The organism is Bradyrhizobium liaoningense (assembly GCF_018130955.1).
Taxonomy (GTDB): Bacteria; Pseudomonadota; Alphaproteobacteria; order Rhizobiales; family Xanthobacteraceae; genus Bradyrhizobium; species Bradyrhizobium liaoningense_C.
Map to the genome: position 1 here is coordinate 99,552 of NZ_JAFCJM010000015.1, position 24,053 is coordinate 123,604.

A 24,053-nucleotide genomic window follows, 5' to 3' on the forward strand; every position below is an offset into this window, starting at 1 on the left:
ACTTCCGCCGTGCCTTCAGGCCAATCCCACAGTATCTCCTTGATGCTATACGGTTTGCGCCAAGTCGGGCAAAACGCCTGTTCGTGATAAGGAATTGACGATGACGACGATCGCCACAGAGGTGGGCATGGTGCGGCGGACTTATCCGTCGCGTGCCGCCGTCGTCAGCTGGATCTTCTTCGATTGGGCCGCGCAGCCCTACTTCACGCTGATCACGACCTTCGTTTTCGCGCCCTATTTCGCCACCAATATCGCTCCGGATCCCGCGACCGGGCAGTCGCTGTGGGGATTTGCGATGGCGGCCGCCGGCATGGCCATCGCGCTCCTGTCGCCGGTGCTCGGGGCGATTGCGGACGCCGCCGGTCGCCGCAAGCCGTGGATTGCCGCATTCGGCGCCATGCTGGTGATCGGTTCCTGCACGATGTGGATCGGCAAGCCGGGCGATGTCGGCATCATCCCGCCGCTGCTCACGGCGCTCGCGCTCGCGAGCGTCGGCGCGGAGTTCGCCACCGTCTTCAACAACGCGATGATGCCGACCCTGGTGCCGCCGGAGCGGATCGGCCGGCTCTCGGGCAACGGCTGGGCCACTGGCTATGTCGGCGGCATCGTCAGTCTGATCATCGTGCTCGGCTTCCTCGCCGCCAATCCCGAGACCGGCCGCACGCTGCTCGGCTTCACGCCGCTGTTCGGGCTCGATCCTGCCTCGCATCAGGGCGATCGCATCACCGGACCTCTGACCGCGCTCTGGTTCGTCGTCTTCGTGACGCCGATGTTCCTGTTCACGCCTGACTATCCGGCCAAGCGCCCGGTACGCGAGGCTTTGCGGCAGGGCCTGTCGGAGCTGAAGCAATCGCTGGCCGAGCTGCCTAAGCGGAAATCGCTCGCGGCATTCCTGCTCGCCAACATGATCTACACCGACGGGCTGGTATCGCTGTTCGCCTTCGGCGGTATCTACGCGGCCGGCACCTTTGGCTGGCACACGATCCAGATCGGCACGTTTGGCATCATGCTCGCGATCGCCGGCACGTTCGGCGCCTGGCTCGGCGGCAAGCTGGATGATTCCTTGGGGCCCAAGCGCGTGATCGCCGGCAGCATGCTGATCCTGCTGCTGTCGCTGGCGGCGATCCTGCTCGTCGACAAGGACAGCGTCCTGTTCGTCACGGTTGCGCCGCCCGTGCCCGGTGGCCCTCTGTTCTCGGGCGCGGCCGAACGCGCCTATCTCGTGCTCGGTTGCCTGATCGGAGCCGCCGGAGGCCCCTTGCAGGCGGCCTCGCGCACCATGCTGATCCGCCTCGCACCGAAGGATCGCATCGCCCAGTATTTTGGCCTGTTCGCGCTGACCGGCAAGGTGACGTCCTTTGTCGGCCCGCTCCTGATCGGCGCGATCACGGCCGCAACCGCCAGCCAGAAGGCCGGCATGGCGGTGCTGGTGGTGTTTTTCGTCGCGGGGCTCGCGCTGTTGATGCGGGTGCGGGACTGATCATGTCAGGCGCCCGGCTGCGGATTTGCCTGCTGATCGCCAACCTTGGCGCGGTAGCAGGCATTGCTTCGACCTTCATCTCGGCACTTCGCGGCGTTCACCGCTTCCCGATCGAAGCGGCGATCTATGTTGCCGTTTTGCTTGTCCTGTTGCTTTCGAACGCCGCCTATATCTGGCGGCAGCGTCGTTCGCCGCAGGATTAATGCCGGAAATGCCGCGTGCCCGTGAAGACCATGGCGATGCCGTGCTCGTCGGCGGCCTTGATCACCTCGTCGTCGCGCATGGAGCCGCCGGGCTGCACCACGGCGGTGGCGCCGGCCTCGATGCAGGCGAGCATGCCGTCGGCGAACGGGAAGAACGCATCTGACGCCACGACCGAGCCCTTGGTCAGCGGCTCCGCGAGCTTCAGTTCGTTGGCCGCATCCAGGGCTTTGCGTGCCGCGATCCGCGCCGAATCCACCCGGCTCATCTGGCCCGCGCCGATACCGACGGTGGCGAGGTCCTTGGCGTAGATGATGGTGTTGGACTTGACGTGCTTTGCGACCCGGAACGCGAATTTCAGGTCGCGCATTTCGGCGTCGGTCGGCGCGCGCTTGGTCACCACCTTGAAGGTCATGTCGTCGACCACGGCGTTGTCGCGGCTCTGCACCAGCAGGCCGCCGGCCACCGTCTTCGCGGTGAAGCCGGCCGCGCGCGGATCGGGTAGGGCGCCGGCCAACAGGAGACGAAGATTCTTGCGCGCGCCGATGATGGCGATCGCCTCCTCGCTGGCATCGGGCGCGATGATCACCTCGGTGAAGATCTTCGTGATCTCGCGCGCGGTGTCCGCGTCGAGCGCGCGGTTCATCGCGATGATGCCGCCGAAGGCGGAGGTCGAGTCGCAGGCGAGCGCCCGGCGATAAGCGCTGACGAGGTCGGGACCCTCAGCGACGCCGCAAGGGTTGGCATGCTTGACGATGACACAGGCCGCGGTGCGCTTGGCGTCGAACTCGCCGATGCACTCATAGGCCGCGTCGGTGTCGTTGATGTTGTTGTAGGACAGCTCCTTGCCCTGCAACTGGCGCGCGGTGGAGACGCCCGGGCGCTTGTCCGGCAGCGCATAGAACGCCGCGGTCTGATGCGGGTTCTCGCCGTAGCGCAGCGCCTGGATCAGGCGGCCGCCGAAGGCGCGGAAATCGGGCGCATCGATCTCGAGCTGACGCGCAAACCAGTTCGAGATCGCGGCATCGTAGGCGCCGGTGCGTGCATAGGCCTTCGCGGCGAGGCGACGGCGCAGCTTCAGCGTGGTCGCGCCATCGTTGGCGGCGAGCTCGTCGAGCACCGCCTGATAGTCCTGCGCCTCGACCACGACGGCGACATCATCATGGTTCTTCGCGGCGGCGCGGATCATCGCGGGGCCGCCGATGTCGATGTTCTCGATGCACTCCTCGAAGCCGGCGCCTTTGTCCACGGTCGCCTCGAACGGATAGAGGTTGACCACGAGCAGGTCGATCGGCGCGATGCCATGCGTCTTCATAGCGGAGGCGTGCTCGGCATTGTCGCGGATCGCGAGCAGGCCGCCATGCACCTTCGGATGCAGCGTCTTGACGCGGCCGTCCATCATCTCGGGGAAGCCGGTCAGCTCCGAGACGTCCTTCACCTTGAGGCCGGCGGCGGCGATCGCCTTGGCGGTGCCGCCGGTCGAAACCAGCTCGACGCCATGCGCAGCAAGCGCTTTGGCAAACTCGATCAGGCCGGTCTTGTCGGAAACGGAGAGAAGGGCGCGGGTGACGCGGCGGGGATGGTCAGTCATGAGCAAGATCCTCTGTTCAGGGAGTCCCTATGCCCAGGCGCGCGGCAGATGTGTCCCGCGCTTCCCGATGGTGCTCCATCCAAGGTCGCCAGTCGCGCGAGCGAGGGCTCGTTAGCAGTTTTCGGCGCGCTTCACAACGACCAGCTATGCCTGAACCACATGCATCTACAGCGGAAGTTCCGGCTCGCGGCGCGCGTTGCGGCGGGCATTGGTGACCGTGGGCGAGGCGGTGGAGCGGACAAAGCTCCAGCGGATCGAGGGAGCCTGGCGGGCGTCCTGCCGGATCACGATCTGGGCGGTGCGGCGGGGGCCGTCATTGCCGGCCAGGAACACGCTGTCCTCGAGGTCGACCTTGTCGTCGAGCGCCTCGAAGGTCCAGACGTCGCGGTTCGGCAGCACAAGCATGACGCCGCGGGCATCCGACAGGCGGCTCGCCTTCACCGCCGGGTGCAAATGGAAGCGCAGCGCGAAATCGGCGTTGGCGCCTTTGAGACGTCCGCCCTGCGGCGGCGACAGCGTGTCCTCGCCGTCGAGCCGCGTGCCATCATCGGCGACCATCACGACACGGCGATGGATCACGCCGAATTTTGCGAGATAGCCGTCATGCGAGGCCGTGAGCAGCGTGCCGTTCTGCACGACCTCGCGATAGCTCTCCACTTCGGACGGCCCGCTGACGACGGGCGCGCCGTGCAGCAGCTTCTTCATCGCCGACAATTCCACGAACTGGCACGACGAGGTGTCGTGATAGGTCAGCGTCGAATGCGCCGCAGTGCCGCGCGCAAAGGGTCGCCAATTGTCGCGGCCCGTCGTCGGCATGCCGCAATTGGTCACGATGCGGCTGATGCCCGATGACAGTTCGAAGGACAGGCAGCCGGCATGCGCGTCGTGGCTGACATTGGCCGGTGGCGGCGCACCGGTGTCCATGATCAGCGTCAACTGTCCGGCGTCGAGCCGCTGGAAGCCGGCATGCGGCATGTTCGCCATCGGCGCGCCGTGGGTGTCGTCATAGGCGAGCAGGGTGGCAAGCAGATCCGACGGCGTCGCACTCATGCCGTTGAACAGCGCGAAATTGCCGTCGCCGTGCCGGAAGAAGCGCAGCATCGGCATCATGCGGTCGATCGCGTTGAGCAACGCGGGCGGTGGGGCGATGTTGCGCGCGGCAAAGGTCTGCCGCAGCGGCAGCAGGTCGATCAACAGTTCGATCAGCGCGCCCGGATTGCGGGAGACGTGCCCGCCGTCCGGCAGGATCTGACGCTGCAGCTCGTCCGAGAGTTTTCGCGAGGCGCTGCGGATGTGACGCGCCTGGTTGGCCAGGCACAGCGCGGCGTAGCACAGCGCCATCAGCACCTGGAGCCGCGGCACCCCGTCCGGGATGTCGACCATGGTGTAGCGGAGATAACGAATCTCGCGCGCAAGGCCGCGCAGGTAACGGCGATAGAATTTGTTGTCGGTATCGCCGAGCACCAGCGGCGCTTGCGAGAGAAGCGAGATCACGCGACGCGCCAGCACGTCGGCACGGCGGGCGACCGGACGGCGCTTGTTGGCCGGGTTGGAGATCCAGTCCTCGACCAGAGCGCGCGCGTTGGCCCGTGTCAGTGCGGTGTCGGCGGCACGCAGATGGCGCAGCCAGCCGAAGCCGAGCAGCGCGACCTCCCAATCCTCCGACGGCGGCTCGAGATCGAAGATCGAGCGGCCATGGCAATTGACGATCTTTCCGGCGAAGACGAAGCGGCCGGCGTAAATCTCCGCGGCTCGGGTGGCGTCCGCGGTGCGCAGATCATGCGGCGCGATGATCAACCGATCGGTGCGTCCGGGCCAGAGTCGCGACACCGCGACCGATCCGCCGCTCGCGCGCGCAAGCACGTTCCGCGCGAAGCGGTTCATGACCAGCGTCGAGATGCGTCTGCGTTGAGCGACCGACACGCCTTGCCTTGAAGGGGGAGAGGATTCCGACGAATCCTTTTAATCCCAAAATCGGGCGCCTGACACCACCTTGAAACCGTACGAATCAGCGCCCCAGAAGCAAAAACCGGTGCAAAATCAGGATTTAACCAGCCGGGCGGCAAAAAATCCGTCGAGCCCGCCGAGCCTCGGGTCGGTATGCGGCAGATGGCAGGGCAGGGTGCGCAGGTCACCGTCGGCAGTGATGATCTCGGACAGGCCCGCGACCTCGGACGCCGCGATCGGGACGCGGCGGAGCGTGGGCTCCGCGGCGAGCAGCGCTGATATCGCCTGCTCGCCCTCCTCGGGTTCCAGGGAGCAGGTGCAATAGACCAACATGCCGCCTGACTTGAGCAGCGTGATGGATTTCCGCAGCAGCCGCTGCTGGAGCGCGGCCAGCGACGCGATGTCGGATTCCTGCCGCAGCCAGGCGACGTCGGGGTGGCGGCGAATCGTACCGGTCGAGGTGCATGGGGCGTCGATCAAAATGCCGTCGAACCCTTCGGCCGGCCCCTGCCATTCTACGGCATCGGCGACCACGGTTTCCGCCTGGAGCATCAGCCGTGCGAGGTTTTCGCGTAGCCGCGCGACGCGGGCCGGCGAGCGGTCGATGGCCGTCACCCTGGCGCCGGCCTGTGCCAGTTGCGCGGTCTTGCCGCCGGGTGCCGCGCAGAGGTCGGCGATCGATTTTCCGGCGATGTCGCCGAAGAGATGCGCGGGCAATGCGGCGGCGGCGTCCTGCACCCACCATTGGCCGTCGCCGAATCCGGGCAGCATGGTCACCGAGCCGTGCAGCAGCGTGCGCACCGTTCCGGTCGGCAGCACCTCGCCATGCAGCCGGCTCGCCCATTGCGCGGCGTCCGATTTCACCGTGAGATCGAGCGAGGGTTCGTGGCCGAGCGCCTGTGCCATCTCGCGCGCAGTGGCCTCGCCATAATGCGCGCTCCAGCGCGCCAGCAGCCAGGGCGGCAGGTCCAGCGATTGTGCGGCAACTTCATCGACCAGCGCCTTGCCCTCGCGCGCGCAGCGCCGCAGCACGGCGTTGACGAGGCCGGCATAGCGCGCCGCGCGGCGATCGGATTGCACGAGGCGGACCGAGAGATCGACCGCGGCGTGATCGGGAACGTCCATCCAGAGGATCTGCGCGGCACCGATCAGCAGCGCGCTCTGCGCCCGCGGCGCATCGGAGGGAATCCCCTTGTCGAGCAACCGCGACAGCACGTGGCCGAGCGTTCCGAGCTTGCGCAAAATGGTCGCTACCAGGCGGCGCATCAGCGCGCGGTCGCGATCGGCGAGCGTCTTCAGTCCGGGATGGGCGCCGGCGCCGTCAAGCTGGTCATCCAGCGTGCGGTGCTTGTGCAGGACGCCGTCGACGATGTCGGCGGCGATACGTCGTGCCGCGAGACCGGGCACTTCAGTCGGTGGAGCGAAACGTTGAGGAGGCATGCGGACGTAAGGTTCTGAGCGAGCGGCAGTTCCGCCGCGGTCGGCGTATGCCTGATGATCCGCATCTGTGGCATGCGAATATGCCAAATGTAAGAATCGCCTCTGGTTTTTTCATCCGATCGTGACGACCTCTTGGACGGTCTCCTGGACCATCTGTTCGACGATCTCTTGGGGGATCGCGCGGAGCGCGGTCCTGGGGTAAAGAGCCTCTTGATGAGCGACAATTCTTCTTCACCGGAACGAAAACCCTTGCCGCCGGCCGCCCAGCGGGCGCTGGCCGAGGCCGAAGCGCGCCGGAACGCCGCCGCGGCCGAAGCCGAAGCTCGAGACAAGGCGCGGCCGAAGGAAATGCAGGGACCGAAAGGGCCGGAGCCCACGCGCTACGGCGACTGGGAACGCAAAGGCATCGCCTCGGACTTCTGAGTCCGGGCTGTTGCTTGGCCCTCTCTTGCCGGTTCACCCGACTCAGTCCAGCGTCGGCAAATGTCTCCTTACGATCGACCCAATTCCTATCGGCCGTCGTTTCGCGGTTCGCCTTTCGGCCGTCGTTTCGCAGGCCTTCTGCCGTGGATGTTCGTGGTCGGCATTGCGTTCGCCGTGGTGCTGACCTTTCGGCATGGGCTGAACTGGCCGTTGTCGCGGTCGGACAACGTCCGGGCGCAGGATGCCGCGATCGTCCTGCAACACGCCGGCAATCCTGACACGCGCCAGGCCGTGGATGTCATCCGCATCATCGACGGCGATACCTTTCTTGCTCGCCTGCATCAGCGCGACGGGCGCGATCTCGTCACGCGGGTTCGCCTGCGCGGCATCGATGCGCCTGAATTGAAGGCCTCCTGCCAGGACGAGCTGACCAAAGCCGAGGCCGCGACCGACGCGTTGCGCGAGCTGCTCGGCCAAGGCGGTGTTGCTATCTACAACATCGGTCCGGACAAATATGAAGGGCGCGTCGTCGCCGACGTCGCAACCAGACGAACCGCCAATGTTCGCTGCTCGCGAGCGGCCATGTCCGCAGCTACAATGGCGGCCATCGCGACGGCTGGTGCGCGCGAGGCTGGCGATTCTGGCAATGAAAAAGTCGCGTCGAAACGCGGCTTTCCTCTCTCAGCGGATCGGAGCGGTCAGCGCGTCACGACCACGGTCGTGCCGACCGACACGCGCGAATAGAGATCGGTGATGTCGTCGTTGAGCATGCGGATGCAGCCATAAGAGACGAAGCCGCCGACCGAGCCCGGAACGTTGGTGCCGTGGATCGCGTATTCGCCGCCCGCGAGCGTCATCGCCGCGACGCCCATCGGGTTGCGCGGCGAGCCGCCGGGAATGACGTCGGGAATGCTCGGCTTGTCGCGCTTCACCTCGGCGGGCGGTGACCAGGCCGGGTTGAGGTATTTGCCGTCGATACGGGTCGTGCCAGCCCATTGCTTGCCGGATTTGCCGACGCCGACCGGATAGCGCACGGCATGATCGGTATCGAGAATGAGATAGAGCCGGCGTTCGTTGGTCCGGACCACGATGGTGCCTGGCGAATACTCGGCAGAGCGCATCCCCACCATTTCCGGCCGCGCCTCGGCCGCCGTCGACATCAAGACCCCCGCCCCGATGGTGGCGGCCAACGCCACCGCAATCCTCATCGACATTATCTGCTCCACTTCCCAGCCGCCCCTTCCGGGGTCCTCAATTTCGTCGCGCAGACCGCTTGAACCTGAGCCTGCCGGCCTCACCCACGCATTCTTAACCGCGTGTCTTAACCGGATGGTTTCCACGTCCGGCGCGGGGGCCTGTCTTATGGCGGGAACAAAGGAAATGTTCGAATTAAAGTAAATGACCTGAAAACAACACTCGGCCGGAAAGAAGCAGGTGGCGCCGGAGGCGCCCCTGACAAGTGCGTGAGACCAACCAAAACTGTCATTCCGGGCGCGCGAAAGCGCGACCTCAGATGCGCAATTGCGCATCGGGGAATCTCGAGATTCCGGGGTCGATGCTTGCGCATCGCCCCGGAATGACGTCTGCAAATCAAGCCGACGCGCTCTTCTTGTTCTGCCGGTTCTTGACGAGGTCGTCGACCACGGCGGGATCGGCCAGCGTCGAGGTGTCGCCTAGGCTGCCCGGCTCGTCCTCGGCGATCTTGCGCAGGATGCGGCGCATGATCTTGCCGGAGCGGGTCTTTGGTAGGCCCGGCGCGAACTGGATCTGGTCGGGCGAGGCGATCGGGCCGATCTCCTTGCGCACCCAGGTCACGAGCTCCTTGCGCAAATCCTCGCTCGGCTCGACGCCGGCCATCAGGGTCACATAGGCATAGATGCCCTGGCCCTTGATGTCGTGCGGGAAGCCGACGACGGCGGCTTCCGACACCTTCTCATGCGCCACCAGCGCACTCTCGACCTCGGCCGTGCCCATGCGGTGGCCGGAGACGTTGATGACGTCGTCGACGCGGCCGGTGATCCAGTAATAGCCGTCGGCATCGCGCCGGCAGCCGTCGCCGGTGAAGTACTTGCCCTTGTAGGTCGAGAAATAGGTCTGCTCGAAGCGGGCGTGATCGCCATAGACCGTGCGCATCATACCCGGCCATGCGCGGGTGAGGCAAAGATTGCCTGACGTCTCGCCGTCCAGCACCTTGCCGTCGGCGTCGACGATCTCAGGCACCACACCGAAGAACGGCAGTGTCGCCGAACCCGGCTTGAGCTTTGTCGCGCCCGGCAGCGGCGTGATCAGGATGCCGCCGGTCTCGGTCTGCCACCAGGTATCGACGATCGGGCAACGGTCCTCGCCGACCACGCGGTGATACCATTCCCAGGCTTCCGGATTGATGGGCTCGCCGACCGAGCCGAGCAGGCGGAGCGACGCGCGCGAGGTCTTCTTCACGGGCTCGTCGCCGCCCTGCATCAGCGCGCGGATCGCGGTCGGTGCGGTGTAGAAGATGTTGACCTTGTGCTTGTCGACGACCTGCCAGAACCGGGAATTGTCCGGATAGTTCGGCACGCCCTCGAACATCAACGTGGTCGCGCCGTTGGCGAGCGGTCCATACAGGATATAGCTGTGGCCGGTGACCCAGCCGACGTCGGCGGTGCACCAGTAGATGTCGCCGTCGTGATAGTCGAAGACGTATTGATGCGTCATCGAGGCATAGACGAGATAGCCGGCGCTCGTGTGCAGCACGCCCTTCGGCGTGCCGGTCGAGCCCGACGTGTAGAGAATGAACAGCGGGTCCTCGGCGTGCATGTGCTCGGCGGGGCACTCCGTCGTCACCATCGCCGCCGCCTCGTGATACCAGAGGTCGCGCGACGGGTTCATGTCGATCTTGCCGCCGGTGCGCTTCACAACGACGACCCAGTCGACGCCGTCGGCCTTGGCGAGCGCGGCATCGACATTGGCCTTCAGCGGCACCTTCCTGCCGCCGCGCAGGCCTTCATCGGCGGTGATGATCACCTTGGACTGGCAGTCGTTGATGCGCTGGGCGAGGCTGTCCGGCGAGAAGCCGGCGAACACCACGGAGTGGATGGCGCCGATCCGCGCGCAGGCCAGCATCGCGTAAGCGGCCTCCGGGATCATCGGCAGGTAGATCGTGACCCGGTCACCCTTCTTGACGTTCCGCGTGCGCAGGATATTGGCCATCCGGCACACTTCATCGTGCAGTTCCTTGTAGGTGATGTGCTTGGACTGCGAGGGGTCGTCGCCTTCCCAGATGATCGCGGTCTGGTTGGCACGCTTGGCGAGGTGCCGGTCGATGCAGTTCCAGGCAACGTTGAGCACGCCGTCCTCGAACCATTTGATGGAGACGTTGCCGGGCGCAAAGGAGACGTTCTCGATCCTGGTCGGCGCCTTCATCCAGTCGATGCGCTTGGCCTGTTCGGCCCAGAAGCCGTTCGGGTCCGAGATTGAACGGGCGTACATATCCTTGTATTTGGCCTGGTCGACCCAGGCGCGCTTCGTCCATTCAGCCGGCACATCGTAGATCTTCTCGGACATATTTTCCCTCCACCTGCGGCACACCGGGCACACGCGGCCAGTCGAGCCAGCTTGATCATTAACTTGATTATGCGTCGGGCTAACCGGGCCCGACAAGGAGGACAAGCTGGACCTTCGGGGGGCCCACGGCCATGCGGAAAATCAAGCCTGTCGCAGATATGAAACAGGTCGGACGGCTGCTTGAGCTCTTTACCGAGATATCGGGAAGCGCCCCTGCAAACCCCCTATGCGGCCCATCGCGGTATTTAGGAACCGTCCGTCACCGATTCGGGACTCGCAATACGGTTCGGAACCTCCTAAATGCCGAAACCGGGCTCCAAGAGGCCCGACAGGAACAAAAGCCAAAATAACGGCATTGACGGGTAACAGGCGGAGCTAAGGCGTAAGACTATGATGGATCAGCAGAATCTCGGGGCGCTTCAGCCCGCTTCGGCCGATCCCGCCGCTGTTGCGCTCGCAAAAGCGCTCGGACAATGGCCCAAACCGGCCTCTTTTCGGCGTCCGAGCCCGAAAAAGACCTATGACGCGGCCCACACGACCTCGGTGGAAGCACTCGCCCGGGAGCTGGGGCTGCGCCTCGGCGACCAGAACGAGCTGACCATTCGCCGCATCCGGCGCGGCAAGGGCTACTCCTTCGTCCGCCCCAACGGCGCGCATATCCGCGACGCCCGGACCATTCGCCGGCTGCACGCCATGGCGGTGCCGCCGGCCTATCGCGAAGTCCGCTATTCGGCCGATCCCAGCTCGCATCTGCAGGCCGTGGGTCGCGATGCCGCGGGCCGACTGCAATACCGCTATCACGCCGATTGGGAAAAGGTCCGCGAGCAGCGCAAGGCGCATCGCCTGGAAAAGCTCGTCGGCGCGCTGCCAAAGATCCGGCGCAAGGTCTCCATGTTCCTGTCCGGCGAGGAGCCGACGCGCGAGTTTGCGCTTTCGGCGGTGATCGAGCTGATCGCCCGCACCGCGATCCGTCCCGGCAATGAGTCCTACGCGCGCCTCAACGGCACCCGCGGCGCCACCACCATGCTCAAATCGAACGTCACGCTCGAAGACGACAGCTTCGTGCTGACGTTCAAAGCCAAGGGCGGCAAGGCGGTGCGCAAGGAATGCGACGCGGCCAAGCTCGTGCGCGCCATCGGCATTCTGCGTGGCGTGCCGGGAAAACGCATGTTCCAGTATCGCGATGCCTACGGCATCGTGCGCGCGGTGAACACCACGCAGGTGAATGCGTTCTTGCGCGAGATCGCCGGCATCAAGATCTCGCTGAAGGATTTTCGTACGCTGATGGCCTCCGCCGTCGTCGTGGAATCGCTGTCGCGGATCACACCGGCGACCAGCCAGCGCGGCCGCAAGAAGCAGGTGCTGGATGCGATCCGCGCCGCGGCCGACAAGCTCTCGAACACGCCGGCGATCTGCCGCAAGAGCTACGTGCACGACACCATCGTCACGGCCTTCGAGGACGGCATCCTCGAGCGCTTTGCCGCGACCATGAAGGGCCAGCGCTCGCAGGCGCGACGCGAGCAGCTTCTGGCGCAGGTCGTGGCAACGGCCGCGGTTTAAGTCTTTAGTTTGAGCATGATCTTTTCGGAAAACCGCCTCACACTTTTCCGGATCATGCTCTAGCTTACATCTTCTCGTTTGCCAGGCCCTTGTCGGGGCCCGGATTCCGGCCGGCGGCTGCGCTCGTCAGCCGATCCAGATAGTGCGCCCAGCCTCTGTCATGGCTGATGCACTGCGCTTCGTTGGGCAGGCCGCTATGGGTCATGCGCAGCAAGGTGCCGCCGTCGCGCTCGATGAGATCGATCTCGATCAGGCTGGAGCCGGGCGGCACTTCCTGGCCGCCGTCCCAGCCGAAGGTGTAGGCCAGGCGATGCACCGGCACGACCTCGCGAAATGCGCCGCGGGCCACGCCGCTGCGGGGACCGATGCCCTTCAGCAGATAGAGCCCGTCGGGATGCGGCTCCATCGTCGCCTCGGTACCCATCCAGCTCAAGATCTTGTCGGGATCCGTCAGGAAAGCAAAGACGGTGGCACGCGGGGCCGCGATCTGGGTCTCGCGTCGGACTATGAACGGCTCGGTCATTGCGGCTGCGTTCTCCGTTGCGCTGGGTGAGATGGCGGTGCCGGCGTTCCAGTTCAAGGATAGGCCGTGACAAAGATGGCGCCCGGACGCCATGATCGGGGCATGAAACTTTCCTCCACGCTCGCCTGGCTGGTCGATTCCGCCGCGGAGACCGCGGGCGCGGACCGGTTGCTCGCGGAACTCGGCGCGCATCTGGTCGCGGACGGGTTGCCGCTTGCGGCCGGTGCGCTGACCCTCGACGTGCCGCATCCCCTGATTGCGCGACGAACCTGGCTGTGGCGCGCCAACAGCGGCGAGGTCGTGGAAGCCCTCGGCTTTGCCTCGGGTGCGGCAGTGTTTGCGCCGCAAGCGCCTGGTGACGCCGGCCGCCGCTGGCTCGGCGACATCGCAAGCGGCGTGGTGCACGAAGACGTGATCGGGCCGCGACAAGACGGCCCGTCGCTGGGCTGGATCGGGCCGCGGCCCTTCACGCCGGAGGAGGTCGATGAACTCAGGCAGGCCGCGCGTTTCGCCGCCGCACCCTTGGCCGTGCTCGCCGCGCGCGCGACGCTGTTCGCGACGCTCGAAGCCTATCTCGGACGGCGCAGTGCCGCGCGCGTGCTGGCAGCTCCGTTGCGACGCGACCTGGGTGAAACGATTCAGGCAGCGCTGCTCTACGCCGATCTGCGCAGTTTCACGGCACTCTCCGAAGACAATCCGCCTGAAGCTGTCATCGCGGCGCTCGATGCCTGGTTCGACCGCATCGCCGGCGCCGTTCACGCCTTCGGCGGCGAGGTCCTGAAATTCATCGGCGACGGCGTGCTCGCGATCTTTCCGGTGGTCGACGGGCGACCGCGTCGTGCGTGCCAGGCGGCTCTGCGCGCGGCCGCGGCCGCGCAGGCTGGCATGGCGCATCTGAACGAGGAGCGGCAGAAACAGGGACTGCCTTCCCTGTCGTTCGGCGCGGCGCTGCATCTCGGCGAAATGCTCTGGGGCAATATCGGCGCCGCCAACCGTCTGGACTTCACCGCGATTGGAGCCGCCGTGAATCTCGCGAGCCGGCTCGAAGGCCTGTGTCGGCCGCTCGGCAAGACCGTGCTCGTCTCAGGCGCGCTCGCCGCCGAGACCGACGCGCAGTTGATCGCGCTTGGAACGCATGCGCTGCGCGGCATTGCGTCGCCGTGTGAGGTGTTTGCCCTGCCGGAGGGGTAGGTCTAGCCATCCGTCATTGTCGCCGCGGAAACAGTCTGGATTGCTTCGCTGCGCTCGCAATGACGAGCCATTGTGCCTACAGCCCGCCCATCTTGCAGACGAGCTTCCACTCCTCGGCCGTCACCGGCTGCACCGACAGCCGCGAATACTTCACCAGCGCCATGTCCGCGAGCTTCTTGTCTGCCTTGATCGCGGCCATCGTCACCGGCGTCTTCAGGGGCTTGTCGGCCTTGATGTCGACGCAGACGAACTTTTCGGTCTTGTCGGTCGGATCGGGATAGGCCTCCTTGATGACCTCCGCGATGCCGACGATCTCCTTGCCCTCGTTGGAGTGATAGAAGAACGCCTTGTCGCCCTTCTTCATGGCCACGAGATTCTGGCGCGCGGTAAAATTGCGCACGCCGGTCCAGGCCTCGCCTTTCGCGCCCTTGGCGACCTGCTGGTCCCAGGACCACACGGACGGTTCGGATTTCACCAGCCAGTACGCCATGCTCATTCCTCAGCCTTGAAGGGGCGCGTCAAAAGTCCGGAGATCGCGGCGTCGATCGTGGTCTTGCCGCTCAGGATCGCCGCCACCGCCTGTGATACCGGCATCTCGATATTTTGCGAAGCCGCCAGTTCGATCAGCACGGGCGCGGTGAATTCGCCCTCGGCGAGCTTGCCGGCCGGCGGCTTCTCGCCGCGGCCGAGTGCGAGCCCGAGCGCAAAGTTGCGCGATTGCGGGCTTGCGCAGCTCAGGATCAGATCGCCAAGGCCGGAGAGCCCGGCCAGCGTCTCGCCGCGCGCACCGAGCACCCGGCCGAACCGGGCGAGCTCGGCAAAGCCGCGCGTGGTGAGCGCGGCCTGCGCGGACGCGCCGAGCTTGCGTCCGACCGCGATGCCCACCGCAATCGCCAGCACGTTCTTCGCCGCGCCGCCGATCTCGACACCGCGGACGTCCGTGGAGTGATAGGGCCGGAAGGTCGGCGAGCCTAGCGCCTGCACCAATGCGCTTGCGATCTGCTCATCCTTTGCGGCGAGCGTGACTGCTGTCGGCAGGCCGCGCGCGACGTCGTCGGCAAAACTCGGACCCGAGAGGATCGCAGGGCACGTGGCGGGCGCGGCTTCCGCGATCACGTCGGTCATGAATTTGTGCGTGCCGTGCTCGATGCCCTTGGCGCAGGCGATGACAGGCACGGGTCCCGTCAGATGCGATGCCAGCGCGTTGACGGCGCCGCGCAGATGCTGCGCGGGCGTTGCGATCAGGATCATGTCGGCTCGTGCCGCCAAGGCCAGCTCGCTCGTCACCACGATGTCCGGCGGGATCGCCATGCCCGGCAGCCGCGGATTATCGCGCGTCGAGGCAATCCGCGCGGCGTGCTCCGCATTGCGCGCCCAGAGGGTGACGCTGCGGCCCGCCCGCGCCGCGACCGTTGCCAGCGCCGTTCCCCAGGCGCCCGCGCCGATCACCGCGACCGATTGGAATGCCGGCATGGCTAGAACCCCGCGCGGGTGTTGCCGTAGCCGGCGGGCGCCGTGGCATTTGCGTCGAGCAGCCAGCGTGCCCGGGGCTGCGCTTCCATCGTATCGGTCAGGCCGAGCGCGAGGCGTTCGGCGCCGGCCCAGGCGATCATGGCGCCGTTGTCGGTGCAGAGCGCCGGCGGCGGCATGATGAGCTGGGTCTGCGCCTTGTCGGCGACGTCCTGCAACGCGCCGCGGATCGCCTGATTGGCGGCGACGCCGCCGGCGGCGACGAGCGCATGCGGCGCACCGAACTGTTCGCGGAAGAGTTTGAGGCCCACGCTCAGCCGATCCGCGGTCGATTCCAGCACCGCGGCCTGAAAGCTGGCGCAGAGGTCGCTGATGTCCTGCGGCTCCAGCGGCACGATGCGGCTCGCTTCGTTGCGCACGGCCGTCTTCAGGCCCGACAGCGAAAAGTTTGCATCAGCCCGTCCCAGCATCGGTCGCGGAAGTGCAAATCGCGCGGCATCGCCGTTGCTGGCCTCGCGTTCAACCTGCGGTCCGCCGGGGTAGGGCAGTCCCAGCATCTTCGCCACCTTGTCAAAAGCTTCGCCGATAGCATCGTCAACGGTGGTGCCGAGCCGTACATATTGGCCGACGCCGACAACGGCGACGATTTGCGTGTGACCGCCGGAGGCGAGGAACAGGCAGTAGGGAAAATCGAGCCGATCGGTGAGGCGTGGCGTCAGCGCATGCGCCTCGAGATGGTTCACCGCGACAAGCGGCGTGTCGTGCACCATCGCAATCGCCTTCGCCGTGGTGAGCCCCACGATGACGCCGCCGATCAGCCCGGGACCTGCGGCGGCGGCGACGCCGGACAGTTCCGCAAAACCGACTCCGGCCTCCTTCATGGCGCGTTCGATAATACCGTCGAGCAGGTCGACATGGGCGCGCGCGGCGATCTCCGGCACCACGCCGCCGAAGCGGGCATGCTCGTCCACCTGCGAGCGCACGATGTTGGAGCGGATCGTTCCGCTGCCGTCAGGCGCGCGCTCGATCACCGCCGCGGCGGTCTCGTCGCAGGTGGTTTCAATGCCCAGCACCAGCATTGGCGATTCGTTATCCAATTTGCGGCCTTGCGCTCATCCGTAAAGCAGAGTTCTGGTACGTCCGGTAGCATTCCGGGGTCGCCAAGCGCAATTGTCACGCTTTGTCTTTATCCCTTGAAGCTTCACCACGACGTGCCGGGGACTATAGACCATGGCCATTCTTGTGACACGGCCGCATCCTGACAATGAGACCACCGCGGTCGCCTTGCGCGCGCGCGGCTTCGACGTGCACCTTGCGCCGCTCCTGAAGTTCGAGCCCGTTGCGTTCCACGACGCGGGCGAAATCAGATATGGCGCCGTCATCGTCACCTCGGCCAACGCGATCCGCGCCATCGTGCCGCAACTGGCGGAACTGAAGCTGTCGAAGCTTCCGCTGTTCGCAGTCGGCGAACACACTGCCTCCGCCGCCCGCGAGGCCGGCTTTGTCGAGGTCATCGTCGCCGGCGGCGATGCGGCCGCCTTGCGCGACACCGTGCTGAAGGGCGCGCGCGACAAGCTCTTGAAGAAGAAAAGCACGCTGCTCTATCTGGCGGGGGCCGACCTGTCGCGCGATCTCGCCAGCGAACTGGGTGCCGAAGGCTTTGACGTGGTCACGCAAACGACCTACCGCATGGCGCCGGTCAGGCATCTGCCCCGCGAGGTCTGCGACGGCTTCGCCGCCCACGGCATCGAGGCCGTCCTGCATTATTCCAGGCGCAGCGCGCGGGCTTTCCTGGACGCGGCGCGCAGCGAGGGCGTCGAAATCTCGGCGCTGGCGATTCCCCAATGCTGCCTGTCCGAAAATGTCGCCAGTGTCCTGCGCGAGGCGGGCGCGACACAGGTTACGGTAGCGGCTTCGCCCGACGAAAATGCCCTGTTCGAAACCTTGGAGCGTGCGTTGCGCACCCGTTTGGCGTAAGAGAACGGGCCGAATCCGGTAAAATGGGTCCGGATCAGTACGCTTTGCAAGTTGAGGAAACGTCACGATGGCCGATGACAAGCCTGAAGACGCAGGATTGGCCCCCGAATCCGGCCGTGCCAAGCGCACACCGCCCACCATCGATCTCGAAGCCACGGAAGTTTCCACCCAGCCGCAGCAGGCAGGTGAGGCGGAGCCGCAACCCGAGCACGCCAAGGCAAGTGTTGAGGCAGGTACGGAGACAGAGGCGGCGGCTGCAAGCGAGCAGGTCGAGGCACAGCCCGAGCCGGAGCGGCGCGAGGCCACGACGGCCGTTCCGCCGGCGCCGGTATCTGCCTGGGTGATCGCGCCGCTGTCGGGCGCGGTGGCGGCCGCACTCGTCATCGCGGTCGGCTGGATGCTGGGCTGGCCCGCGGTGCAGGCCCCGCCCGCTGCGCCGCAGGTCACGTCAGCAGCCGTCGATGCGTTGACTGGCCGCGTCGCCAGTGTCGAAGCCAAGGTGAGCAAGCCCGCCGTCGATCCCGCCGCGGCCGCCCGCGTCGATGCGCTTGAGAAATCATTGGCCGGCCTGCGCAGCGATATCGCCGCGGTCCGCGCGCAGTCGGACAAGCTTGCCAGCACCGTGGACGCGGTGAAGGCAGCGCCGCACGATGCGGCGGCCGCGCCCGATTTCTCCGCCGTCAACGAGCGCATCGCCCAGCTCGAAAAGAACATCAAGGCCGAGCGTGCCGAGCTCGCACAGCAGGGCGAGAAGATCGCTGACGCCAAGCCCGCCGACGACAAGCCGCTACGCCGCGTCGTGGCGGCCTCGCTGCTCGATGTCGCCGTTCGTCACGGCGACGGCTACGCCGCGCAGCTCGCGGCGGCGCGCTCGTTCTCCGCCGATCCCAACATGCTGAAGCCGCTCGACGCCTTCGCGGCGTCAGGCGTTCCGAGCCCGGTCGTGCTGACTCGCGAGCTGCTCAACATCGTGCCAAAGCTGTCGCCGCCCGCGGAGGCGCAGACAAGCGGCACCGGCATCGTCGATCGCCTTCAAGCGGGCGCGGCCAAGCTCGTCCGCATCGAGCGCACCGATGCCGTCGGTAACGATCGCGCCGCCATCGTCGCGCGGGTGACCGCCGCGGCGCTGCGCAACGATTTCAACGAAGCGCGTCGCGAATTGAAGACCTTGCCCGAGGTCGACCGCGAGCCGGCAAAAGCCTGGCTAGAAAAGACCGATGCGCGCGACGCGGCGCTCGCCGCCTCCCGCAAATTCGCCGACGATGCCATGGCGGACCTCGCCAAAGCTGCGCAATAGGATTTTCATGCTTCGCGTCGTTCTGTTTCTCATCCTGATCGCGCTGGCCGGGGCCGGCGCAGCCTGGATCGCCGACCAGCCCGGCGATGTCGTGATGACCTGGGGCGTTTTTCGGGCCTCACCAAGCATTCCGGTGTTCGCGCTCGGCCTCGGTCTATTCGCCGTAGCAATCGTCTTCCTCTGGAGCATCCTGACCGTGATCTGGCGCATGCCGGGTCGGTTGCGCCGCCGGCGCCACGAGAAACGCCACGCGCGCGGCCGTCATGCCATCACCCATGGTCTGCTGGCGGTCGGTCATGGCGATACCACGGCCGCGCGCCGTCACGCCGATGCCGCACGCCGTCACACCCCGCACGATCCGCTTGCACTGCTGCTGCACGCGCAATCGGCGCAGCTCGAAGGCAATCGCGATGAGGCGCAGCGCGCCTTCCGTGCCATGGCCGAGCGCGAGGATACGCGCCTATTGGGCCTGCGCGGTCTCTTCATCGAGGCGCAGCGTGCCGACGATGCGGTCGCCGCCGTGATGATCGCGGAGGAGGCGATCAAGCTGTCGCCCTCGTCGACCTGGGCTTCGCACGCCGTGCTCGGCTTCCGTTGCGCGCGCAGCGACTGGAGCGGCGCGCTTGCGATCCTCGACTCCAACCTGTCCGCGGGTCTCATCGACAAGCGGGCCTATCGCCGCCAGCGCGGCGTGCTGCTCACGGCGCGCGCGCTCGAACTGGAAACGATGGACCGCGACGTCGCGCGCGAGAGCGTGATGGAAGCCGTCAAGCTCGCGCCGACATTGGTGCCGGCCGCCGTGCTCGCCGCAAAATTCGAGAGCGAGGCGCATCAGGTGCGCCGTGCGATCAAGATGGTGGAGGCGGCCTGGCTAGCACATCCGCATCCCGATCTCGCGGATGCCTATGCGCATGTGAAGCTCGGGGATTCCGCGCGCCAGCGTTTGCAGCGCGTCGAGACGCTCGCCGCGAAGACGCCGGGCCATATCGAAGGCGCGCTGGCGATCGCGCGCGCTGGGATCGATGCCTCCGAGTTCGCCCGCGCCCGCGAGGTCTTGGCGCCGTTCGTGGCCGATCCGACCCAGCGCGTCGCGCTGTTGATGGCCGAGGTCGAGCGCACCGAGCATGGCGATAGCGGCCGTGCCCGCGCCTGGACCCTGCGCGCGGTGCGCGCCCGCCATGATCCCGCCTGGACCGCGGACGGTTATGTCAGCGATCGCTGGCGCCCGGTCTCCCCGGTCACCGGCCGCCTCGACGCCTTCCAGTGGCAGACGCCGGTGGCGAGCCTGCCGTCGGACAGGGGCACCACGATCGAATCGTCCCCGTTCGAGGAGGCGATGCTGGCCGCCCCGCCGCCGAAACGGGTCACGGCTGGCACCACCGCGCCGATGGAACCGGTCCGCGAGGTCTCCCCAGCAGAGCCGAACCCCGCGCCGGCGCCCCAGGACAACTCTCCGCCCGCAGCCAAGGCGCCTGAGGCCAAGGCTCCTGAGGCCAAGTCTTCCGAGACCAAGCCTTCCGAGCCAAAGGTTTCTGAAACTGGCGCTTCCGAGGCCAAGATTATCGAGCCTGCGCCCGCCGAGCCGGCCAAACCGGCCCCGGAGCCGGTCGAATCAGCGCCGGTGGCGGCTACGCCCGTGTTCCGGGCCCGACCAGACCTCGGCAAGCCTGCGCCAGTGCCGATTCCCGCCGTCATCCCGATTGTCCGTGCGCCAGACGATCCCGGGATCGATGACGAGGGTCCGGTCGACGAATTCACGGAACAAATCGGCACGCCGAAGGCCCAGGACGGCGGCTGGCGCGGATTCTGGTCCCGCTGGGGCGCCTGATCGGGATCCCGGGGCCCGCTTCTCCTTGCCAATTCGGGCCATGCCCGATATCAGGGGCGCGCGTAGGGGGCCAGCACCGCTTCGGCCCCAAAATGGTCCGCCGCAATAGCTCAGTCGGTAGAGCACGTCATTCGTAATGACGGGGTCGGGGGTTCGAATCCCTCTTGCGGCACCAGCGCCTTCAACCCATCCCACGCGACAATTTGAGCGCGCGCCAAGTTTTCGTGGCTGCTAGTCTGCAGGCCTCGCCACAGCAGATCCCCAACGTGACCGCCCCCGCCAAGCCACGCCTTCTCATCTTCATTGTCGCCTACCATGCCGAGACCACAATCCGGCAGGTGCTGCGGCGGATTCCGGCGCGACTCGGTGACGAGTATGACGTCGAAGTCCTGATCATCGACGACGGCTCGTCCGACCAGACCTTTCGGGAAAGCGCGAAGGCCGATGCCGAGGGCTTGCCGTTCAAGGTGACCATCCTGTTCAATCCGGTGAACCAGGGTTACGGCGGCAACCAGAAGATCGGCTACCACTACGCGATCTCGTTCGGCTTTGATTTCGTGGCGCTGCTGCATGGCGACGGCCAGTACGCCCCGGAGATGCTGCCCGAGCTCGTCCGTCCGCTAAGGGAGGGGCAGGCGGATGCAGTGTTCGGCTCGCGCATGATGAAGGCCGGCGAGGCGCGGCGCGGCGGCATGCCGCTCTACAAATATGCCGGCAATGTCATCCTCTCGATGCTGCAGAACCGCATACTCGGCATGACGCTGAGCGAGTTTCACAGTGGCTATCGCGTCTACGCGGTCAAGGCGCTTTCGGTGCTGCCCTTCGAGCGCAACACCAACGATTTCCATTTCGACACCGAGATCATCATCCAGCTCAACCTCGCCGGAAAGCGCATCGCCGAGATTCCGATCCCGACCTATTATGGCGACGAGATCTGCCGCGTGAACGGCCTGCGCTACGCCAGGGACGTGATCAAGGCGTCCGTGCAGGCGAGGCTGCAAAGCGCGCAGGTGTTCTACGACCGGCGTTTCGATTGCCGTGTCGATGTCGAGGGCGAGCGTTATCCCTCGAAGCTTGAATTTGACAGCACCCATTCGCGCGTGGTCGGTCTCGTGCCGGCCGCCACCCGCGTGCTTGATCTCGGCTCAGGCCTCGGCGTCGTCGGCGCCGCCCTGAAGGAGAAGGGCTGCCATGTCGTCGGCTGCGACATGGAGCGGGGGCCGTTCACCGCGAGCTACGACAAGTTCGTCACGGCGGATCTGGATCAGGGCATTCCGGCCTTCGATGAACATGAGCGCTACGACTATATCCTCTGTCTCGACGTGATCGAGCATCTCGGCCGTCCCGAAGATTTTCTCGATCAGTTGCGTGAGCTTACGGCGAGGACCGGCGCGCAAGTCATCCTCACCACAGCCAATATCGGTTTTGCGCCGATGCGGCTGTCACTCCTGCTCGGCCGGTTCGAATATGGCAAGCGCGGCATTCTCGATCTCACCCACACGCGCCTGTTCACCTTCGCGACCATGCGCCGCGCCATGCGCTCGGCCGGGTTTGAACTCCTCGCCTCGGAAGGCGTGGTGGTGCCGCTTCCCTTCATCTTCGGCGACAATGCGTTATCGCGCGCGCTGCTGCGCCTAAACGGTTTGCTGGTGCGGATCTGGCCGTCGATGTTCGGTTTCCAGATTCTGTTGCGGGCCAAGGCGAGGCCGAATCTCGAAACGCTGCTGTCGCAGGCGCAACAGGCGGCAGTTGCAAAGGGGGCCGGGGATCGTGCGGCTTAGCTGGAGTCGTGGTGCGTTGAGGGTGGATCGGTGATGGGCGGCTTGCAGATTCTGTCGCCCGCGCTTGCACGCGCCCGAACGGCGTTCGAGACGAAGGCGGCGCTCAGCTACGCGATCGTGTTCCTACTCGTGGCCAAGACCGTGTGGGCCATGTGGCTCTACCGCGACCTCACTTTCGGCGACACGTCGTCCTATTTCGCGACCGCGATCCGCTGGGCTGAAAACTTCAAGGACAACATCCTGTGGTCGCCGCTCTACACCTCGTTCTATGGCGAAATGCTGCGCATCACCCAGAGCGCCTATGGCGCGACCAATTTGCATCGCATCGTCATCGTGTTTGCCGCGGCCCTCGGCGTGCTCGCGCTGATGCGGCGCTTGATGTCGCCGGGCATGGCGCTGCTGGTTGCGCTGTGGTGGACGGTGATGCCGATCAACTTCAACACGCTCTACGAGGTGCATCTGTTTGCGCTGTTGCCGATGCTGCTGGTCCTCGTCCTGGCGTGCTCGGCGACAGGGCCGCTTCACCGCGGCATCATCCTGGCCCTGCTGCTGGTCATAACAGCGCTGGTGCGGAACGAAACCAGCATCGTGCTGGCGGTCTTCGCCGCCTTCTGTGCTTACGAAGAGTTTCTCCAGCCGTTCGATGCCAAGCCGAGGACCAGGACGTGGTGGCAGAAGCGACTGGTTGGCTACGCGGCGCCGCTTGCGGTCGCTGTCGCGCTGATTGCGGCGTTCTATGCGCAATCCGTGATCAAATATCCGCAGGCGTCGGCCGCGGCAGAGGCGAAGCACACGCTCAACATGTGCCAGGTCTATGCGTTCGGCTATTCGCAGCGCCATCCCGAGCACACCGCAAGCCCGTGGACCGAGTGCCAGCCGCTGATGAAGTCGACGTTCGGCGCCGAGCAGCCGAGCCTGCTCGAGATGCTGAAGGCCAATCCCGCGGCGACGCTGAAGCATTTCGCATGGAATGCGAGCCTCGTCGTCAACGGCTTTCAGGTGGCGCTGTTCAATGCCATGTCGGGTTCGGTCAATCCGGACTATGCGCCGGTGCAGGCGCGGCAGATCCATGCCGCGGTGCTGAGCGTGATCTGCGTGTTGTTGCTTCTCGCCGGGGCACGGCGATTCTGCTCCGACCGGTCGACGATGCGGGCGGCTCTGATCCGGCATCGTCACCTGCTTGTGGTGTTGGTGGGGCTCGCTTGCACGATTTCCGTTGTGGTCGTGACGCAGCGGCCGCGACCGTCCTATCTGTTTGCCTTCACGGTCTGCATCATGGCGCTGGTCGGCTTGAGTGCGGATCTGTTGACGCAGCGCGTCAGGGCGCAGGTCAATGCGGCGGCATTGCTGGTCGCCGCTGCGCTGATCCTGTTCCTGCCGTTCTACCAAGTGACGCACGCCTCGCCGCGCGCGTTGTATGCGAATTTGGCGCGCCTGCAGCCCTATCAGTCGCTGCTGGCTGCGCCCAACAACAAGCTCCTGATCGGCGACTACGCCGGGGAGCTCAGCTCCTATCTGCAGTACCGGACGAACAGGCGCAGCGCGGTCTTACTGTCGTTCCGGACCGTCGACTATTCGGTCCTGACCGAATGGGATCACCGGCAGCCGCTCGAGCTGTTTTTGGAAGAGCGAGGGTTCACTGCGATCTTCGTTCAGCCGCGTATCATGGAGGAGTTGCAGGCATTGCCTGCCTCGAAGGCGTTGGTAGCGGGGGACACCGCGTTCCGACGGCTGAATCCCTTGGTCGATCACGATTGGGGTCTCTACGTGCGGCCGCCGTCGAGGCCGGGCGGCTAACTTG

The 24,053-nt window shown here is 65.9% G+C and carries 19 protein-coding genes, 1 tRNA gene, 1 pseudogene and 1 riboswitch; of the genes and pseudogenes, 12 read left to right on the forward strand and 9 right to left on the reverse strand.

What is annotated here, in order from left to right; genetic code table 11:
• Positions 1-100: 100 nt before the first annotated feature.
• Positions 101-1,480, forward strand: coding sequence for an MFS transporter (locus JQ632_RS15370; protein ID WP_212403354.1), 1,380 nt, complete (start codon positions 101-103; stop codon positions 1,478-1,480).
• A 2-nt stretch (positions 1,481-1,482) separates the two neighbouring features.
• Complete coding sequence (locus JQ632_RS15375) at positions 1,483-1,683, forward strand: hypothetical protein (protein WP_212403356.1); 201 nt, start codon at positions 1,483-1,485, stop codon at positions 1,681-1,683.
• Here JQ632_RS15375 and purH read toward each other — a convergent pair.
• From purH to JQ632_RS15390, 3 genes are all read right to left on the reverse strand, one after another.
• Positions 1,680-3,272, reverse strand: a complete 1,593-nt coding sequence (gene purH / locus JQ632_RS15380) for a bifunctional phosphoribosylaminoimidazolecarboxamide formyltransferase/IMP cyclohydrolase (protein ID WP_212403359.1) — start codon at positions 3,270-3,272, stop codon at positions 1,680-1,682. The two genes, JQ632_RS15375 and purH, sit on opposite strands and share 4 nt — an antisense overlap.
• A 24-nt stretch (positions 3,273-3,296) precedes the next feature.
• A riboswitch (ZMP/ZTP riboswitch) is annotated at positions 3,297-3,378 on the reverse strand.
• A 59-nt stretch (positions 3,379-3,437) separates the two neighbouring features.
• Complete coding sequence (locus JQ632_RS15385) at positions 3,438-5,156, reverse strand: heparinase II/III family protein (RefSeq protein WP_212403483.1); 1,719 nt, start codon at positions 5,154-5,156, stop codon at positions 3,438-3,440.
• A gap of 156 nt (positions 5,157-5,312) precedes the next feature.
• A complete protein-coding gene (locus JQ632_RS15390) occupies positions 5,313-6,659 on the reverse strand; it encodes an RsmB/NOP family class I SAM-dependent RNA methyltransferase (RefSeq protein ID WP_212403361.1) in 1,347 nt (448 codons plus the stop codon).
• 213 nt (positions 6,660-6,872) lie between these two features.
• Here JQ632_RS15390 and JQ632_RS15395 point away from each other — a divergent pair, with 213 nt between their 5' ends.
• Both JQ632_RS15395 and JQ632_RS15400 read left to right on the forward strand, forming a co-directional pair.
• The gene (locus JQ632_RS15395) at positions 6,873-7,082 is read left to right on the forward strand and encodes a DUF1674 domain-containing protein (protein WP_212403485.1); all 210 of its coding nucleotides are present in this window, start codon (positions 6,873-6,875) and stop codon (positions 7,080-7,082) included.
• Between the two features lie 60 nt (positions 7,083-7,142).
• Positions 7,143-7,732, forward strand: a pseudogene (locus JQ632_RS15400) (thermonuclease family protein).
• 48 nt (positions 7,733-7,780) lie between these two features.
• On the opposite strand, the gene JQ632_RS15405 reads toward JQ632_RS15400, so the two are convergent.
• Both JQ632_RS15405 and acs read right to left on the reverse strand, forming a co-directional pair.
• Positions 7,781-8,296, reverse strand: coding sequence for a L,D-transpeptidase (locus tag JQ632_RS15405; protein ID WP_212403363.1), 516 nt, complete (start codon positions 8,294-8,296; stop codon positions 7,781-7,783).
• Between the two features lie 376 nt (positions 8,297-8,672).
• Positions 8,673-10,625 carry an acetate--CoA ligase gene (acs, locus tag JQ632_RS15410; RefSeq protein ID WP_212403365.1) on the reverse strand — a complete coding sequence of 651 codons (1,953 nt, stop codon included), beginning with the start codon at positions 10,623-10,625 and terminating at the stop codon, positions 8,673-8,675.
• A gap of 390 nt (positions 10,626-11,015) precedes the next feature.
• Between acs and JQ632_RS15415 the strand changes: the two genes are divergently transcribed.
• Positions 11,016-12,185 carry a DNA topoisomerase IB gene (locus JQ632_RS15415; protein WP_212403366.1) on the forward strand — a complete coding sequence of 390 codons (1,170 nt, stop codon included), beginning with the start codon at positions 11,016-11,018 and terminating at the stop codon, positions 12,183-12,185.
• Positions 12,186-12,249: 64 nt separating this feature from the next.
• On the opposite strand, the gene JQ632_RS15420 is transcribed toward JQ632_RS15415, so the two are convergent.
• On the reverse strand, positions 12,250-12,708 hold the full coding sequence (locus JQ632_RS15420; protein ID WP_212403368.1) for an SRPBCC domain-containing protein: 459 nt from the start codon (positions 12,706-12,708) through the stop codon (positions 12,250-12,252).
• A 102-nt stretch (positions 12,709-12,810) separates the two neighbouring features.
• Between JQ632_RS15420 and JQ632_RS15425 the strand changes: the two genes are divergently transcribed.
• Positions 12,811-13,899 (forward strand): adenylate/guanylate cyclase domain-containing protein, encoded by a 1,089-nt coding sequence (locus tag JQ632_RS15425; RefSeq protein WP_212403370.1) that lies wholly within the window; start codon positions 12,811-12,813, stop codon positions 13,897-13,899.
• Positions 13,900-13,975: 76 nt separating this feature from the next.
• Here the strand turns inward: JQ632_RS15425 and JQ632_RS15430 are convergent, their stop codons facing one another.
• From JQ632_RS15430 to tsaD, 3 genes are read right to left on the reverse strand one after another with little or no spacing between them, the layout of a single operon-like run.
• Positions 13,976-14,389, reverse strand: a complete 414-nt coding sequence (locus tag JQ632_RS15430) for an EVE domain-containing protein (RefSeq protein WP_212403372.1) — start codon at positions 14,387-14,389, stop codon at positions 13,976-13,978.
• Positions 14,390-14,391: 2 nt separating this feature from the next.
• Positions 14,392-15,372 carry an NAD(P)H-dependent glycerol-3-phosphate dehydrogenase gene (locus tag JQ632_RS15435; protein ID WP_212403374.1) on the reverse strand — a complete coding sequence of 327 codons (981 nt, stop codon included), beginning with the start codon at positions 15,370-15,372 and terminating at the stop codon, positions 14,392-14,394.
• A 2-nt stretch (positions 15,373-15,374) separates the two neighbouring features.
• Positions 15,375-16,448 carry a tRNA (adenosine(37)-N6)-threonylcarbamoyltransferase complex transferase subunit TsaD gene (tsaD, locus tag JQ632_RS15440; RefSeq protein WP_212403376.1) on the reverse strand — a complete coding sequence of 358 codons (1,074 nt, stop codon included), beginning with the start codon at positions 16,446-16,448 and terminating at the stop codon, positions 15,375-15,377.
• 151 nt (positions 16,449-16,599) lie between these two features.
• Here tsaD and JQ632_RS15445 point away from each other — a divergent pair, with 151 nt between their 5' ends.
• The 6 genes from JQ632_RS15445 (at position 16,600) to JQ632_RS15470 (ending at position 24,049) form a co-directional block, all read left to right on the forward strand.
• Entirely contained in the window at positions 16,600-17,346 is a 747-nt protein-coding gene (locus tag JQ632_RS15445) for a uroporphyrinogen-III synthase (protein ID WP_212403378.1), read from the forward strand.
• Between the two features lie 67 nt (positions 17,347-17,413).
• Complete coding sequence (locus JQ632_RS15450) at positions 17,414-18,643, forward strand: COG4223 family protein (RefSeq protein ID WP_212403380.1); 1,230 nt, start codon at positions 17,414-17,416, stop codon at positions 18,641-18,643.
• A 7-nt stretch (positions 18,644-18,650) separates the two neighbouring features.
• Positions 18,651-20,471 (forward strand): heme biosynthesis protein HemY, encoded by a 1,821-nt coding sequence (locus tag JQ632_RS15455; protein WP_212403382.1) that lies wholly within the window; start codon positions 18,651-18,653, stop codon positions 20,469-20,471.
• 99 nt (positions 20,472-20,570) lie between these two features.
• Positions 20,571-20,646, forward strand: a tRNA-Thr gene (locus JQ632_RS15460).
• A gap of 49 nt (positions 20,647-20,695) precedes the next feature.
• Entirely contained in the window at positions 20,696-22,252 is a 1,557-nt protein-coding gene (locus tag JQ632_RS15465; protein ID WP_212403384.1) for a bifunctional glycosyltransferase/class I SAM-dependent methyltransferase, read from the forward strand.
• A 33-nt stretch (positions 22,253-22,285) separates the two neighbouring features.
• Positions 22,286-24,049, forward strand: a complete 1,764-nt coding sequence (locus JQ632_RS15470) for a hypothetical protein (RefSeq protein WP_212403386.1) — start codon at positions 22,286-22,288, stop codon at positions 24,047-24,049.
• The last annotated feature ends 4 nt before the right edge of the window (positions 24,050-24,053 follow it).

Coding starts and splice junctions, on each gene's coding strand:
- JQ632_RS15390 (WP_212403361.1), bottom strand. CDS start 6,659: ATGCCTCCTCAACGTTTCGCTCCACCGACTGAAGTGCCCGGTCTCGCG.
- JQ632_RS15435 (WP_212403374.1), bottom strand. CDS start 15,372: ATGCCGGCATTCCAATCGGTCGCGGTGATCGGCGCGGGCGCCTGGGGA.
- purH (WP_212403359.1), bottom strand. CDS start 3,272: ATGACTGACCATCCCCGCCGCGTCACCCGCGCCCTTCTCTCCGTTTCC.
- JQ632_RS15425 (WP_212403370.1), top strand. CDS start 12,811: ATGAAACTTTCCTCCACGCTCGCCTGGCTGGTCGATTCCGCCGCGGAG.
- JQ632_RS15430 (WP_212403372.1), bottom strand. CDS start 14,389: ATGGCGTACTGGCTGGTGAAATCCGAACCGTCCGTGTGGTCCTGGGAC.
- JQ632_RS15415 (WP_212403366.1), top strand. CDS start 11,016: ATGATGGATCAGCAGAATCTCGGGGCGCTTCAGCCCGCTTCGGCCGAT.
- acs (WP_212403365.1), bottom strand. CDS start 10,625: ATGTCCGAGAAGATCTACGATGTGCCGGCTGAATGGACGAAGCGCGCC.
- JQ632_RS15370 (WP_212403354.1), top strand. CDS start 101: ATGACGACGATCGCCACAGAGGTGGGCATGGTGCGGCGGACTTATCCG.
- JQ632_RS15375 (WP_212403356.1), top strand. CDS start 1,483: ATGTCAGGCGCCCGGCTGCGGATTTGCCTGCTGATCGCCAACCTTGGC.
- JQ632_RS15385 (WP_212403483.1), bottom strand. CDS start 5,156: ATGAACCGCTTCGCGCGGAACGTGCTTGCGCGCGCGAGCGGCGGATCG.
- JQ632_RS15455 (WP_212403382.1), top strand. CDS start 18,651: ATGCTTCGCGTCGTTCTGTTTCTCATCCTGATCGCGCTGGCCGGGGCC.
- JQ632_RS15420 (WP_212403368.1), bottom strand. CDS start 12,708: ATGACCGAGCCGTTCATAGTCCGACGCGAGACCCAGATCGCGGCCCCG.
- JQ632_RS15445 (WP_212403378.1), top strand. CDS start 16,600: ATGGCCATTCTTGTGACACGGCCGCATCCTGACAATGAGACCACCGCG.
- JQ632_RS15405 (WP_212403363.1), bottom strand. CDS start 8,296: ATGTCGATGAGGATTGCGGTGGCGTTGGCCGCCACCATCGGGGCGGGG.
- JQ632_RS15450 (WP_212403380.1), top strand. CDS start 17,414: ATGGCCGATGACAAGCCTGAAGACGCAGGATTGGCCCCCGAATCCGGC.
- JQ632_RS15470 (WP_212403386.1), top strand. CDS start 22,286: ATGGGCGGCTTGCAGATTCTGTCGCCCGCGCTTGCACGCGCCCGAACG.
- tsaD (WP_212403376.1), bottom strand. CDS start 16,448: ATGCTGGTGCTGGGCATTGAAACCACCTGCGACGAGACCGCCGCGGCG.
- JQ632_RS15395 (WP_212403485.1), top strand. CDS start 6,873: ATGAGCGACAATTCTTCTTCACCGGAACGAAAACCCTTGCCGCCGGCC.